Consider the following 13,665-nt stretch of genomic DNA (forward strand, 5'->3'; position numbering starts at 1 on the left):
TGACGAGCAGATTTACACTCTCCCCTCCCGGGAGGGTAGGGTCTGACGATCTCGTAAGGACGGAACCCTGATGGCTGCAACCACACTCGACACCACCACCGACGACGGCACCGTACGGTCTGCGCTGCGCTCGCCCCGGCGCCTCAAAACCGAAGTGCTCGGCGGCCTCGTTGTTGCCCTGGCACTTATCCCCGAGGCGATTTCGTTCTCGATCATCGCCGGTGTGGATCCGCGGGTGGGTCTGTTCGCGTCGTTCACCATGGCCGTCACCATCGCGATTGTCGGTGGCCGACCGGCGATGATCTCGGCAGCCACAGGCGCAGTTGCACTGGTTGTAGCGCCCCTGACGCGGGACTACGGCATCGACTACCTCATTGCCACTGTTCTGCTGGCCGGAGTCCTGCAAATCGTGCTGAGTCTGCTCGGGGTGGCAAAACTGATGCGGTTCATTCCGCGCAGTGTGATGGTGGGATTTGTCAACGCACTCGCGATCCTGATCTTCATCACCCAAATCCCTCACTTAATCGGTGTGCCGTGGCTGGTCTATCCACTTCTTGTGTGCGCCATGCTGATTCTGATATTCCTCCCCAAGCTGACCACCGCTGTCCCGGCGCCGCTGGTGGCCATCGTCGTGCTGACCGCGGTAACAGCCGTCTTCTCGTTCGACGTGCCCAATGTCGGTGACGAGGGCGAACTTCCGTCGAGCTTGCCGACTTTGATGTTCCCCGACGTCCCACTGACGATGCACACGCTCTCGATCATCGCGCCGTTTGCTCTGGCCATGGCATTGGTCGGACTTCTCGAATCATTGATGACTGCAAAGCTTGTCGACGACATCACCGACACTCACTCGAACAAGACTCGCGAGGGCTGGGGGCAGGGAGTTGCCAACATCGTCACCGGAATCTTCGGCGGCATGGGCGGTTGCGCAATGATCGGACAGACGATGATCAACGTCAAGGTCTCGGGAGCGCGAACCCGGATTTCCACCTTTCTGGCCGGAGTGTTCCTGCTGATCCTGGTGGTCGGCCTCGGCGACGTGGTGGCCTTGATCCCCATGGCTGTTCTGGTCGCAGTGATGATCATGGTGTCCGTCGGCACCCTCGATTGGCACAGCATCAATCCTAAAACTCTGCGGCGCATGCCCCTTGGCGAGACCGTCGTCATGCTCGTGACCGTCGCCGTCACGGTAGCGACGGAAAACCTCGCGTACGGAGTCATCGTCGGAGTCATCACAGCCATGGTGATATTTGCCCGTCGCGTCGCTCATCTGACCGAGGTGGTCGACATTGCGCATCCCGACGAGAACACGCGGGTCTACGCGGTGCGCGGCGAACTGTTCTTCGCGTCGAGCAATGACCTGATCTACCAGTTCGACTACGCCGGCGACCCGCAGAACGTGATCATCGATCTCTCCGGCGCCCATATCTGGGATGCGTCCACCGTCGCTACGCTGGACGCGATCACCACAAAATATGCAGCTCGTGGCAAGAACGTCGAGATCGTCGGCCTGGACGCCGCATCCGCGGAACGTCACGTCCACTTGTCCGGCCGGATGGGAGCAGGTCACTGACATGGAAAACAAGCCCATGAGGATCGGCCAGGTTGCCGAGCGCACCGAATTGTCGATCAAAACCATTCGCCACTACGACGATGTCGGGCTGGTGACGCCATCCGAGCGCAGCGGCGGGGGTTTCCGGCTCTACACCGAATCCGACGTCGAACGCCTGCTCGTGATTCGGCGGATGAAGCCACTCGGATTCACCCTGGACGAGATGAAACAGCTGCTCGAATCCTTGTCGATCCTGGCCGACGACGCCGCTGATCCCCTATCGCGGACCACGGCAACCGAATTCATCTCGGCCTGCCATACGCGCGCCGAGGACAGCTGCAACCACCTGCGCAAACAGCTTGCCTACGCCGAGGAGTTGACGGCAGTGCTCGCAGCACCGATTTCGGCAGAGTTCCCGGCACAACTGCGTCCCTGAACTAGGCTGGACACATGGCCAGATACTTCGATGTCCACCCGCACGACCCGCAGCCGCGTGCGATCAGCCAGATCGTCGCAATGCTTCGGGACGATGCCCTCATCGCGTACCCGACAGATTCCTGCTACGCCTTGGGCAGCCGGATGGACAACCACGGTGGCGTTGATCGGATTCGCGACATCAGGGCGCTGCGCTCCGATCACCATTTCACCTTGGTGTGCGCGGACTTCTCACAGCTCGGCCACTTCGTGCATGTGAACAACGCCGCGTTTCGCGCTGTAAAAGCTGCCACGCCAGGGCAATACACGTTCATCCTGCCCGCAACCAAGGAAGTGCCGCGGCGCCTTGCACATCCGAAGAAGAAAACCGTCGGCGTGCGAATCCCGAACCATCCGGTAGTGCGTGCCCTTTTGCACGAACTCGGCGAACCGCTGCTCTCGAGCACCCTGATATTGCCCGGTGCAGAAGAACCCATGACGGATGGTTGGCTGATCAAGGAAGAACTCGACAACCAGCTCGACGCCGTTATCGACTCGGGCGATTGTGGCACCGAACCGACAACTGTCGTCGACTTCTCGTCCGGTGCACCGGAGGTTGTCCGCGTCGGCGGCGGCGACCCGTCACGTTTCGAGTAAGCGCTTCGATTTCATGTCGCAATCTCAGGATCTGGTCGGCGCTGTACTCGGATTGTCGATCGGCACCATCACCCTGGTGGCCGTTGCATCGCTGATCGCGAAGTTTCCCGGCGACGAGCCGAACTCCGTGATGGGAATACGCACCAAAGCAACCATGTCGAGCCCCGAAGCTTGGCAGCAGGCCCATCAAGCCGCCCGCCCAGGGCTGCGGCGGGCAACATGGATTGCGCTGGCCGGCTTTGCTGTTCAGCTTGGCATCGCCATCACGATCGGCGTCGGGACTGCTGCTTCTGCGACGGCGGCCGCAGTCGTGTTTGCCGCGGTGACGGTCGCGATCCTGGCTGCCGCACTGACCGGCAACAGGGTCGCGCGAGAAGTTCAGTGCCGCAACTGAATCCGCTCTCCTAGGTGTGAATCAGGACACCGGCAACAAACGCCTTCACCAGAGCCCGCTCGTCACGCGCGTCGACGCCAGGCACCATGAGGAGCGAGAGAATGACTCGTACCGTCCACTTCGCCTGAGCCGCGCCGGCACTGCTGCCGAGGAACGCGGCACCCAATCCGTTGATGACCTCGGACGAATTCGCAAGCTCACCGGCCAGACTCGCGTCGCCCGGCAAAAACCACACCGCCAGGGTCGGGGTACTGCGCACCGCGGACACCGCCGCGAGGATCGCCGTTTCGAGTCGCTCCTGCGGATCGGCGATCGGCGCAACAGTCGCGGCAATGGCAGCACCCAGTGTGCGAGCCTCACGGTGAACAAACGCAACGTGCAGTGCCTGCCGATTCTCGAAATAGCGGTACAGAGTGGCACGGGAACAACCTGCAGCAGAGGCTATCTCAGCCATTCCCACCGCGCCTACGCCCTTCTCGACAAACACTAATGCCGCGCTGTCGAGGATCTTCTCGGCAGCAGCAATGGCCCGGCCGTCCCCCAGCCAGTCGCTGCTCACGACGCGTTCACCGACAGCGGAGCCGTCAGCGGACGGCGGACGTAGTTTCCCGGTGCGTAAGTCATCGCGTCGATGTCGACGTGGAAGTCGGGAATGCGAGCCAGCAACTCTTCCAACGCAACTCGTGCTTGCATACGAGCAGCCGACGCACCCAGACAGTGATGTGCTCCGTGACTGAACGTCAAGATCTTCTGCGGTTTGCGCAGCACATCGAGTTCACCGGCATCGGGGCCGTACTTCGACGGGTCACGATTAGCTGCTCCGTACATCAACAGGACCTTGCGCCCGGCGGGAATAGTCTTGCCACCCAAGCTCACATCGCGGGTGACGGTTCGAGCAAGACCCTGCACCGGCGACGTGAGTCGCAACAGTTCCTCGACCGCATCGGTGATCAGTTCCGGATCGTCGATCAGAAGCTGACGCTGGTCGACTCGCTCGGTCAGCATCGCCACCGAACCGCCCAACATCCCTGTTGTGGTGTCATTTCCGCCTGCCACCATGGTGAAAGCAAATCCCAGGATCGACAGCAAACCACTGACGTCCCCCTCCTCGCCGAGTCCTGCCGCCAGAAGGTGTGAAATCGTATCGTCGCCCGGTTCCACCTTGCGTCGCTCGACCAACGACGCGAAGTACATCATCAACTCACCGGTCGCGGCCTGCGCCGTTGTTGCTGCGGCGAGCGCACCCCCGGCAGAATTGGCCGCAACGATCGCCTCCGTCCACCCGTCGAACTGGTCGCGATCGGATTCCGGAACCCCCAGGTAGTGCGCAACAACCATCGACGGCAGTGGCTTGAAAAGTTCGACGACGATGTCACCGCCGCCGCGAGCTTTCAGTGCCTCGATGCGCTCGACGACAAACTCCCGAACCATCGGCTCGACGGCAGACACCTGGCGGGGCGTGAATCCCTTGGAGACCATGCGGCGGAACTCCGACTGAGCCGGCGGATCCTGCATCACAAAAGGCGGATTGTCCTGCATACCTATCTGTTCCAGCTCGCCGTAGACGGTGGTCAGACCCTTGGCGGACGAGTACGTCTGGTAATCCCGCGCTGCGTTGTAGACATCCTCGTGGCGCGTGAGAACCCAATAGTCATCGCCGGGCGCCTCGGGGACCACATGATGAACGGGGTCGTACTCACGCAAGGCGTCGTACATCGCCCAGGGCGATCGCCAGGATTCCCCGGTCGACGGAACAAACCGTGGCAAGTGTGACACAGATGACGTCATGCCTCGACTATGAGACAGAATCATGATTATGTCAATGCTTGGTGTTCAATGGTTGGTGCTCATGGGATGCGCCCGCCGCATTATCGTGTTGCCATGAGCACGGAGCACAGTTCCAGCAGCAAGACCCGCACCGTTGTCGCAGTCCTCCTCCCCCGCGAACACCTGCCCTTCATCCGCGACTGGTGCGTGCACCACATCGAACAGGGATGGGACATCGTGTTGTACGACAACACCGGCTCCGTTGGATCGTCGCGGCGAAGCAGCGCATTCAGCCTGAACCGGTGGCACGGAGGAAGCGTCGACAAGCGCGGAAACTCCTACGGCGCGTACACCGAAACACTGTCCGACAGTGACGTTCAAGCAGCATTTCGCCGCGAACTGCAGGGCCTCGCGGTCACGGTCATCGACTGGCAACCCCGGAATGCGGAAGGCCGGATAGTGCACGGCCAGGTCGAGGCATACGTCGACTACATCACGAGATTTCGCACAACGGTCGCCTGGAGCGCCTTCATCGACGCCGACGAATACCTCCAGCACGCACCGGGATTGAACTGGGACGACCTACTGCACGCTGCATCGGAACAGGACTGCCACCGCATCCAACTCGACGCACTGGTCTACGAATCACGCTGGACCAGACGCGGCGAACCACGCGAACTGCGAAGCCTCACATGCCAAGGGCTGCAAGAGTACGGCTGCAAGAACATCGTTCGCCTGTCGGAAGTTCTCGACGCCGACATTCACTGGTACTGGAAGACCACGGGGGACGACACCCTCATCACACCGGACCGCTCGCTCTTCTGGTTCCGTCACTACCGCGGCAGCGAGGCAGTCCTCGATCTCATACCGAAGAAGAATTACACCCGGCCGGACACTGCCGAAAGTCTGGAAGTTCCGCAGGCTCGCTTCCAATGAATGTGTCTGCAAGACACAGATATTGGAACGGTAGATAGACCTCCGGCCCGCGACCTGTTGCCAGTTCGCGGGCCGGAGATTCAGATCAGAAACAGATCAGGAGCCGGTGCCGGCGTTGATCAGTCCGGCGAGGCCGAGGATCGCGCCGACGCCGCCAATGAGGCCTGCGATGGGCGAAGCGTACTTAGCCAGGTCGCCGAGCAACTTAGCGGTATCGGCGTCAATGCTACCTGTGGTTGGCATTTCAATCTCCTCATCATGGAATGTGTGCGTGTGCCCCACGCCGGGTATGTAACGGCGCTCACACTAGCTGTAAGACGACCGAATTTAAAAGCGGTTCCACTGAGTGGGATGCAAATCACATCCCGACCAGTAAGAAGCCAGGAGAAATACTGCGCGGAGGAGGCAACCATTCGGGGACCGCTAAATGACGAGCAGGAGAACAACAGTGGGCAAATTGGACGGAAAAGTGGCGCTCATCACAGGCGCCGGCCAAGGCGTTGGGCAGGGAGTCGCATTTGCCCTGGCCAAGGAAGGTGCGTCCATTGCAGTTGTCGGTCGCACCGAATCGAAGCTCGTGGACACGTGCAAGGAAATCGCCGACCGTGGTGGCCGCGCCGAGCCGGTGCTGGCCGATGTCAGCGACGGAGACTCAATCACCGCTGCTGTTGACCGAACCGTCGAACTGTTCGGCGGCGTCGACATCCTCGTCAACAACGCGAGCCTGAACCCCTTGGGCAACATTCTGGATCTGACGCCCGAGAAGCTGGCTGCCGGACTCGAGTCCGGGCCCGTGGCAACTCTGCGCACGATGCAGGCGTGCTACCCGTCGATGAAGGCCCGTGGCGGCGGCGCGATCATCAACATGGTCAGCTCGGTGGCCGTTCGGTGGGACGCCAGCGGCTACGGCGGGTACGCGGCCGTCAAGGAGTCCGTGCGTGCACTCACGCGAGCAGCAGCCTGCGAGTGGGGTGTGGACGGGATTCGTGTCCTTGCTGTCGCCCCACACGCGTCGTCGCCCGGCTTGCAGCGGTGGGCCGACGCTCGCCCCGAGGAAGCAGCGGCCTTCGTTGCCAGCATTCCGATGCGCCGCATCGGTGACTGCGAAAACGACATCGGCACTGCCGTCGCGTTCCTCGTCGGACCCGACGCCGGCTACCTGACCGGTGCCACAATCCCGCTCGACGGTGGACAGTCCCGCTGGGGGTGACAGAACTGTGGACGGCCCTGGATCGATTACCGATTCAGGGCCGTTCGACTGTGCTTTTACTACGATCACCCAGCAATGTCCTGTCCTCAGCCGTTGATCGGTGAAATACAAATGCCACCAAAGCGGACGACAGGCTCAGAACAGTCAGAATGATTAACCCGACCATCCACCACATGGCTGCCAGTATGCCGGACGGTGTGTCTGCGGTGACAAGCACCCGAATGAGATCGGGCAAACCGGACAACTGCGAAACCGTTTCTGCCACAGTCCAATAGACCAGTGGCGTTCGGCGCCGCTACAACACACTGCGTGATCGACGGCACAGGGTACTCACACGATCAACAAATACAGGGCATTCTGGAGGGATGACTTCGCCCCGTTCCGCCGTGGAAGCCGTCGACACTGCGCTCAGTGCCCCGTGGGGCGGAATCAGCAACATCGCCGATCTCGACGGGGACATGCACTGGGTAGACTTCGGTGGACCGGAAGACTCGACACCGATCGTCCTGGTCCACGGACTTGGCGGCTCGCATTTGAACTGGGTCCGGGTGGCGCCGACCCTGGCGAATCACGCCCGTGTCTACGCGGTGGATCTGCCTGGCTTCGGCCTCACCCAGGCTCACGGTCGCACTACACACATTCAGGCAAATGCCGCACTCCTGAACCGGTTTATCGACACGGTTGTCGGAAAACCGGTAATTCTGTTCGGCAACTCGATGGGCGGAATGGTATCTGCCCTCGCTACCGCCGCCCGCCCTGATTCGGTGGCCGGCCTGGTATTGGTCGACCCGGCACTGCCGCTACCGATTCGGATCCCCGACCCCGTTATCGCTGCCCAATTCCTCGTGTACGCGCTGCCCTATGTGGGGGAACAGGCAATGAGCCTTGGCCGACGGACGATGACGGACGAGCAGTTGGCCACGCAGATGACCAACCTCTGCTTCGTGGACCCCACCCGCGCCGACTCCGAGGTGGTTGCAGCAGGCGCGGCCCTGTCGAAGATCCGGCGTGGCTTTGCCACTCAGGACGCAGAGTTCCTACAAGCCGCACGATCACTGCTCACCGTGTTGGCCCGTCCACAGAAGTATCGAAAAGCATTGCGCGACATCAGTGCTCCCACCCTCCTGCTGCACGGCGAGCGCGATCGCCTCGTCTCGGTAGCGGCGGCACGATCTGCCGCCGCAGCACATCCGCACTGGACCACGATCATCCTCGGCGACACCGGGCACACTCCCCAGCTGGAATTACCCGACGAGTTCAACCGTCATGTCCTGGCCTGGCTCTCGCACACGAGCCTGATCACGACCTGACACTCACCGGAACCACACCCATGGATCGGCCGTCCCGATCGAGCAAGTGCCCCATCAGTTTTGGCGTGTCCAGAACAACTCGCCGGTCCACCACTTCGAGCGTCGGCGCCCGGGCAGCCAAGTCCGCTTCGAGTGCCGCGAGGTCAGGCAGTGCGCGAAACCACCCGGCAAAGAAGAGGTTGTTCGATCCGGCAACGGCGGCAACAAGACGAATCTCCGTCCGGGCCCGTAGGATTCGCGCCGCACGCTCCGCATCGAGCACTGGAATCCGAGCCGTGAACAGTACCCGGATCGGCCGCCCCGTCGCGAATCTCGCCAATTCACAACGCAACAGAGTGTGCTGCGACAGGGCGCGACCCAGCCGTCGACGAGCCGTCGAGGTGCTGATCTCGAGTTCATGAGCCAGTTCGGTCACCGACACGCGCGGTCTGCGTCCGAGAACGTCGATCACGGCGACCGTTGCCCGGTCCAACGGATGTCGGCGGCCGAGTGGCGGTGGTGCCACCCCTGATTCACGCAGCGTCCGAACACCGGACGGTTCGAGAGTGCCCAGCCGCCAACGGCTTCCCTCGGTGAATACCCTGGTGACAGGATGCACCACGACGTCGGTCACCCCGTCCTGAAGTTGCAGATCGTCGAGTACGTATCGAGCCAGCGCATCTGTGCCGACAAACAACGCTTCCGCCATGACTGCGCAACCACCCGAGTGAACGTTCACGCTCATCACATGCGCGTGCGCCACGAGTTCGTCGACGATCCGTTTGCGTGATCGAGGTTCGCACCGGATGTCGAGGAATGCCAACACCGATCCCGCGTCGGCAGCCGGGTACGCCGCTATCCAGGCAGTGCCCGAGTCGGTGAGAGATCTCCACCGACGCGCAGCGGTCACCGGATCAACCCCGACAACGCTGCCGATCAACGCCCACGGTGCGCGCGGCTGTACCTGCATCGCGTGGACGATTCGCAGATCGATCTCGTCCAAAACTATCGAATCCTGCATGAAGAGATAAATTAGTACACAAATACTGCATTTTGGTCCGCAGATCCCAGCGCGAACGCAGTCTCAGACGATGACGACAAAAGATCGCGCGGCCAAGCACCTCGACACCATCTCCGATGCCGCACTGGCACTGAGTCACCAGATCCATGAAGATCCCGAACTCGCGTTTGCCGAATACAACGCGTCGGCCGCCGTCGCGGACATGCTCGAGGGTGCCGGTTTTGCGGTCGAGCGCGGTGTTGCCGGACTCCCGACCGCACTCGCCGCTACGTACGGCAACGGCGAACTCGTGATCGGACTGTTTGCCGAGTACGACGCGCTCCCGGACATCGGACATGCCTGCGGGCACAACATCATCGCCTCTGCCGCTGTGACCGCGGGATTGCTCCTCGCACCGTTGGCCGACGAATTGGGAATCACCGTGGCCGTCTTCGGAACTCCCGCCGAAGAGGGTGGCGGCGGAAAGGTCGTCATGCTCGAGGAGGGCATCTTCGATTCACTGCACTGCGCCATGATGGTGCACCCCGGCGCGGGAGACCTGCGCGCCCCCAACATGCTTGCCATCTCGCACCTCGACGTCGAGTACACCGGAGTGTCCTCGCACGCGTCGTTTGCCGTCGGCGCCGTCAACGCGGCCGACGCGTTCACCGTCGCCCAGGTGAGCATCGGTTTACTGCGACAGCATCTTCCGAAGGACGTTCAAGTTCACGGCTACGTCAGCGACGCCGGTGTCGCACCCAATGTCATTCCCGGTAGTTCACACGGGACGTACGCCGTCCGAGCCGAAACGCTGGGCGGCGTCGAGGCAGCCCAGCCCAAGGTGGAGCAGTGCTTCACCGCCGGTGCCATCGCGACGGGTTGCGACATCGCGATGACGTCACCGTCGCCCGCGTACGCGGAGTCACGGTGGGATCAGCAGTTGAGCGTTCTCTACCAGGAGAACCTCGAGGCTCTCGGTCGCACGTTCTTCGATTACAACGGTCCGGCAGCCGGATCGACGGACATGGGCAATGTCTCGCACCGCATCCCCACCATCCATCCCATCATCGGAATCGAATGCAACGGCGCCGGCAATCACCAGCCCGAGTTCACTGCGTACTGCCGCTCCGAGACCGGCGACAAAGCCGTCCTGGACGGCGCGCTGGGACTGGCGTGGACGGCGATCGACTGTGCAACGGATGCGGAGGTGCGTGCCCGGCTCCTTGAAGGACCTGCCGCCCCGTGAGTCTTTTCGGTAGCGTCAACCACCACAACGACGCCCAGGAGGAACTCATGCTCGACGGAACTCCCTGTTGGATCGACCTCACCAGTTCGGACACCGAGGTCGCGAAGAACTTCTACACCAACGTGTTCGGCTGGCAGGTCGACGGCAACGACGATCCGCAGTACGGCGGATACGCCATCTTCAGCAAGGACGGGCAGCCCATTGCCGGTCTCGGCCCCCAGCAGGAGGGCAATCCGTACGGCAACATCTGGACCACCTATATCTCGTCCTCCGACGCGGCTGCCTCGGCCGCCAAAGCGGAGGCTGCCGGCGGCACGATCATGATGCCGTCCATGCAGGTCGGCGATCAGGGGAGCATGGCGATTGTCGGCGATCCGGCCGGTGCGGTGATCGGAATCTGGCAGCCCGATCAGCATGAGGGATTCGGTGTGGTCGGAGTTCCCGGCGCTCCGGTATGGCACGAGACGATGTCGAAGAATTACACGGCGGCTCTGCCGTTCTACGCGGATGTGTTCGGCTGGCAGTTCGAGTCGATGGGTGACACGGACGAGTTCCGCTATTCACAGGCCAAGCTGGGCGGCCCCGCGATTGCCGGCGTCATGGATGCCAGTTCGTTCCTGCCGACGGAGGTGCCGTCGTTCTGGCAGGTGTACTTCGGCGCCGACGACACCGATGCCGCGGTCGCAAAGGTCGTCGAGTTCGGTGGCAGCGTCATCGCGGCCCCTGAGGACACCCCGTTCGGACGCCTGGCGGGTGTCGCAGATCCACTAGGGGCGGCGTTCCGTATTTCGACCATCGTGGGCTGAGGGCCTGCGGCCCTGTGCGCCTTTCCGGTAGCGCCGACTACCAAAAAGGCGCACGGGGGCTTCGCCCCCAATTTGAACGCATGCCCAGAAGGTATGCAGTTTTCGGCGTTCACCGCCTAATCTCATGGGATGCCCGCCCCCGCACCTCTCCTCGATGTGTACTCACAACCGACACTGTCGACCCTTGCGCCGTCAATTCTCGCCTCGCTGGGAGTTGCCGGCGAGGCCAATCGACTGAATCTGCCACCCAGCAAGAGAACGGTGATCTTGCTGGTCGACGGTATGGGAGCCAATCTCCTGGCGCGCAATGCCGAGCATGCTCCGTACTTGAACTCTTGGGTGGGCTCCCCCATCCGCGCCGGATTTCCCACGACGACGGCCACGAGCATCGTGTCCCTGGGAACCGGCCTCCCGTCGGGCGCGCACGGCATTACCGGCTACCAGTCGTACGTCGAGGAAGCCGATGCGGTGTTCAACTGGCTCGGATGGCATCCCACCGGGAAAAAAGAGTCGTACGCCGATTCGATCGTCCCCGAGGTTCTTCAACCGGAAGCCACGACGTTCGACCGGGCGCAGGCCGCGGGCATCACTGTGACGACGGTTGTCCCGTCCAAGTTCGACGGCAGCGGACTTACTCGCGCGGGCATGCGCGGGGCAGCTTTTGCCGGCATTCAGGCGTACGGCGATCTGGTGGCTCGCACGGTTGCCGTCGCAAAATCCGCGGAGCGCACGTTCACGTATTGCTATATCAGCGAGATCGACGCCCTCGGGCATGTGTACGGACCTGAATCGGAGCCGTGGCTCCAGCAACTGTCACTGGTCGATCGTGTTGTCGAACAACTCGCCGCTGCTCTCGGTCCGGACGTGACTCTGATCGTGACCGCCGACCACGGAATGGTCGAGATCACCGACGCGAACAAGATCGACTACGACAACTCGCCGGTCCTGTCCAAAGACGTCCTCGCGCTCGCCGGCGAACCACGCTGCCGGCACATCCACACCCGCGAAGGTGCGGCAGCCGACGTGGCTGCGCGGTGGCGAGCCGAACTCGGCGACCGGATGTGGATCGGCACACGGGCCGAGGGCATTGTCGCCGGATTATTCGGCCCCTCAGTACATTCCGCGTTTCACGGGCGAATCGGCGACGTCATCGCCATCGCCACCGACGATGTTGCTGTGGTGCGCCGCTCGGTGGAATCAGGCTTGGCCGGGCTGCCCGGTCAGCACGGCGCCCTCACACCGGACGAACTACTGATCCCACTACTGTCGTCGCCGACCCGCTGAGCCGAACCAAACATAACGAGAGCCCGCGAACCTGTTCGGTTCGCGGGCTCTCGTCCGTGAGGAAGATCAGGCGTTCGGATCAGTTCCGAGCGGCGGCAGGATGACAACCTGGCCGGCGTAGGACAGTCCGGCACCGAAGCCGACCAACAGGGCCTTGTCGCCCGGCTTGACCTGGCCGTCGCGGAGCATCTGCTCCATGGCCAGCGGCACCGAAGCTGCGGACGTGTTGCCCGTCTCGGCAATGTCGTTGGAGACCGGGAATCCCTCGGGCAGCTTCATGCTGCGCGCGATGACCTCGTTGATGCGCTGGTTGGCCTGGTGCGGCACAAACGCGTCGATGTCATCGATGGTCAGACCCGACTTCTCGAGCGTGCGCGTGGCAACCTTGCCCATTTCGAAAGCAGCCCAACGGAATACGGCCGTGCCGGCCATCTTGATCCACGGCCGAGCGCCTTCGGGCTTCTCGATGAACTCGAGCCAGCTCGGCTCCTGCTTGATGGCGTCGGACTGACTTCCGTCCGAACCCCACTCGACGGGGCCGATTCCCACGGTGTCACTGACACCGACGATGACGGCGCCGGCGCCGTCGCCGAAGATGAAGCGCACACTGCGGTCGGTCGGCTCGGTGGTGTCACTCATACGGTCGACGCCGACGACAAGTGCGTAGTCGGCAGTTCCGCCGCGGATCAGGTCGTTGGCGACACCGAGTGCGGTGCTGAATCCGGCACAGCCGGCAGCCAGGTCGAATGCGGCCGGACCGTTCATACCGAGTTCGTGAGCGATCACCGATGCGGCCTGCGGCGTCTGCAGGTCGTAGGTGGAGGTGGCGATGATGACAGCGCCGATCTGCTCGGGAGCGATGCCACTGGCAGCCAGGGCGCCACGTGCGGCACCGAGAGACATCGCGACGACGCCTTCGCCGTCGCCGGCAAAGCGGCGCGACTTGATGCCTGTGCGGGTCTGAATCCACTCGTCCGTGGAATCGATCGTCTCGCAGATCTCGTCGTTGGTCACAACCCGCTCAGGGCGGTGAACGCCGAGCCCGAGAAGGACGGACTGCCGACCTCCGGCCACACTGGCAATCGGCTTACCCATTGATCGATCTCCTCG

The 13,665-nt window shown here is 62.5% G+C and carries 15 protein-coding genes; 10 read left to right on the forward strand and 5 right to left on the reverse strand.

Annotated elements, in window-relative coordinates; translation table 11 throughout:
- Positions 1-70: 70 nt before the first annotated feature.
- From FEZ60_RS16965 to FEZ60_RS16980, 4 genes are read left to right on the forward strand one after another with little or no spacing between them, the layout of a single operon-like run.
- Positions 71-1,573, forward strand: coding sequence for a SulP family inorganic anion transporter (locus tag FEZ60_RS16965; RefSeq protein ID WP_172936558.1), 1,503 nt, complete (start codon positions 71-73; stop codon positions 1,571-1,573).
- A 1-nt stretch (position 1,574) separates the two neighbouring features.
- A complete protein-coding gene (locus FEZ60_RS16970; RefSeq protein WP_106939706.1) occupies positions 1,575-1,988 on the forward strand; it encodes a MerR family transcriptional regulator in 414 nt (137 codons plus the stop codon).
- 14 nt (positions 1,989-2,002) lie between these two features.
- Entirely contained in the window at positions 2,003-2,623 is a 621-nt protein-coding gene (locus FEZ60_RS16975) for an L-threonylcarbamoyladenylate synthase (RefSeq protein WP_033231670.1), read from the forward strand.
- Between the two features lie 13 nt (positions 2,624-2,636).
- Positions 2,637-3,017, forward strand: coding sequence for an SdpI family protein (locus FEZ60_RS16980; RefSeq protein ID WP_172936559.1), 381 nt, complete (start codon positions 2,637-2,639; stop codon positions 3,015-3,017).
- Positions 3,018-3,027: 10 nt separating this feature from the next.
- On the opposite strand, the gene FEZ60_RS16985 is transcribed toward FEZ60_RS16980, so the two are convergent.
- Both FEZ60_RS16985 and FEZ60_RS16990 read right to left on the reverse strand, forming a co-directional pair.
- A complete protein-coding gene (locus FEZ60_RS16985; protein ID WP_172936560.1) occupies positions 3,028-3,576 on the reverse strand; it encodes a TetR family transcriptional regulator in 549 nt (182 codons plus the stop codon).
- Positions 3,573-4,805, reverse strand: a complete 1,233-nt coding sequence (locus FEZ60_RS16990) for a cytochrome P450 (protein ID WP_172936561.1) — start codon at positions 4,803-4,805, stop codon at positions 3,573-3,575. The genes FEZ60_RS16985 and FEZ60_RS16990 overlap by 4 nt, the downstream gene beginning before the upstream one ends.
- A gap of 93 nt (positions 4,806-4,898) precedes the next feature.
- Between FEZ60_RS16990 and FEZ60_RS16995 the strand changes: the two genes are divergently transcribed.
- A complete protein-coding gene (locus tag FEZ60_RS16995) occupies positions 4,899-5,720 on the forward strand; it encodes a glycosyltransferase family 92 protein (RefSeq protein WP_172936562.1) in 822 nt (273 codons plus the stop codon).
- A gap of 96 nt (positions 5,721-5,816) precedes the next feature.
- Here the strand turns inward: FEZ60_RS16995 and FEZ60_RS17000 are convergent, their stop codons facing one another.
- Entirely contained in the window at positions 5,817-5,963 is a 147-nt protein-coding gene (locus tag FEZ60_RS17000; protein WP_155276676.1) for a hypothetical protein, read from the reverse strand.
- A gap of 205 nt (positions 5,964-6,168) precedes the next feature.
- Here FEZ60_RS17000 and FEZ60_RS17005 point away from each other — a divergent pair, with 205 nt between their 5' ends.
- Both FEZ60_RS17005 and FEZ60_RS17010 read left to right on the forward strand, forming a co-directional pair.
- Positions 6,169-6,930, forward strand: coding sequence for an SDR family oxidoreductase (locus FEZ60_RS17005; RefSeq protein ID WP_045064572.1), 762 nt, complete (start codon positions 6,169-6,171; stop codon positions 6,928-6,930).
- Positions 6,931-7,295: 365 nt separating this feature from the next.
- Complete coding sequence (locus tag FEZ60_RS17010; RefSeq protein WP_172936563.1) at positions 7,296-8,240, forward strand: alpha/beta hydrolase; 945 nt, start codon at positions 7,296-7,298, stop codon at positions 8,238-8,240.
- Here the strand turns inward: FEZ60_RS17010 and FEZ60_RS17015 are convergent.
- Positions 8,230-9,240, reverse strand: a complete 1,011-nt coding sequence (locus FEZ60_RS17015) for an Lrp/AsnC family transcriptional regulator (RefSeq protein ID WP_045064579.1) — start codon at positions 9,238-9,240, stop codon at positions 8,230-8,232. The genes FEZ60_RS17010 and FEZ60_RS17015 overlap by 11 nt on opposite strands.
- A gap of 70 nt (positions 9,241-9,310) precedes the next feature.
- Here FEZ60_RS17015 and FEZ60_RS17020 point away from each other — a divergent pair, with 70 nt between their 5' ends.
- The 3 genes from FEZ60_RS17020 (at position 9,311) to FEZ60_RS17030 (ending at position 12,555) form a co-directional block, all read left to right on the forward strand.
- Positions 9,311-10,465 (forward strand): M20 family metallopeptidase, encoded by a 1,155-nt coding sequence (locus tag FEZ60_RS17020; protein ID WP_033231676.1) that lies wholly within the window; start codon positions 9,311-9,313, stop codon positions 10,463-10,465.
- Positions 10,466-10,512: 47 nt separating this feature from the next.
- Positions 10,513-11,271, forward strand: coding sequence for a VOC family protein (locus FEZ60_RS17025; RefSeq protein ID WP_033231841.1), 759 nt, complete (start codon positions 10,513-10,515; stop codon positions 11,269-11,271).
- Between the two features lie 129 nt (positions 11,272-11,400).
- Positions 11,401-12,555: a nucleotide pyrophosphatase/phosphodiesterase family protein gene (locus FEZ60_RS17030; RefSeq protein ID WP_033231677.1), complete on the forward strand. Its 1,155-nt coding sequence runs from the start codon at positions 11,401-11,403 to the stop codon at positions 12,553-12,555.
- A gap of 66 nt (positions 12,556-12,621) precedes the next feature.
- On the opposite strand, the gene FEZ60_RS17035 is transcribed toward FEZ60_RS17030, so the two are convergent.
- Positions 12,622-13,650, reverse strand: a complete 1,029-nt coding sequence (locus FEZ60_RS17035) for a beta-ketoacyl-ACP synthase III (protein WP_033231678.1) — start codon at positions 13,648-13,650, stop codon at positions 12,622-12,624.
- Positions 13,651-13,665 lie beyond the last annotated feature (15 nt).

The organism is Rhodococcus sp. MS16 (assembly GCF_013277795.1).
GTDB lineage: Bacteria > Actinomycetota > Actinomycetes > Mycobacteriales > Mycobacteriaceae > Rhodococcus_F > Rhodococcus_F globerula.

Excerpts from the sequence above, each read along its gene's own strand:
- FEZ60_RS16965 (WP_172936558.1), top strand. The coding sequence starts at position 71 with ATGGCTGCAACCACACTCGACACCACCACCGACGACGGCACCGTACGG.
- FEZ60_RS16970 (WP_106939706.1), top strand. The coding sequence starts at position 1,575 with ATGGAAAACAAGCCCATGAGGATCGGCCAGGTTGCCGAGCGCACCGAA.
- FEZ60_RS16975 (WP_033231670.1), top strand. The coding sequence starts at position 2,003 with ATGGCCAGATACTTCGATGTCCACCCGCACGACCCGCAGCCGCGTGCG.
- FEZ60_RS16980 (WP_172936559.1), top strand. The coding sequence starts at position 2,637 with ATGTCGCAATCTCAGGATCTGGTCGGCGCTGTACTCGGATTGTCGATC.
- FEZ60_RS16990 (WP_172936561.1), bottom strand. The coding sequence starts at position 4,805 with ATGACGTCATCTGTGTCACACTTGCCACGGTTTGTTCCGTCGACCGGG.
- FEZ60_RS16995 (WP_172936562.1), top strand. The coding sequence starts at position 4,899 with ATGAGCACGGAGCACAGTTCCAGCAGCAAGACCCGCACCGTTGTCGCA.
- FEZ60_RS17000 (WP_155276676.1), bottom strand. The coding sequence starts at position 5,963 with ATGCCAACCACAGGTAGCATTGACGCCGATACCGCTAAGTTGCTCGGC.
- FEZ60_RS17010 (WP_172936563.1), top strand. The coding sequence starts at position 7,296 with ATGACTTCGCCCCGTTCCGCCGTGGAAGCCGTCGACACTGCGCTCAGT.
- FEZ60_RS17015 (WP_045064579.1), bottom strand. The coding sequence starts at position 9,240 with ATGCAGGATTCGATAGTTTTGGACGAGATCGATCTGCGAATCGTCCAC.
- FEZ60_RS17020 (WP_033231676.1), top strand. The coding sequence starts at position 9,311 with ATGACGACAAAAGATCGCGCGGCCAAGCACCTCGACACCATCTCCGAT.
- FEZ60_RS17025 (WP_033231841.1), top strand. The coding sequence starts at position 10,513 with ATGCTCGACGGAACTCCCTGTTGGATCGACCTCACCAGTTCGGACACC.
- FEZ60_RS17030 (WP_033231677.1), top strand. The coding sequence starts at position 11,401 with ATGCCCGCCCCCGCACCTCTCCTCGATGTGTACTCACAACCGACACTG.
- FEZ60_RS17035 (WP_033231678.1), bottom strand. The coding sequence starts at position 13,650 with ATGGGTAAGCCGATTGCCAGTGTGGCCGGAGGTCGGCAGTCCGTCCTT.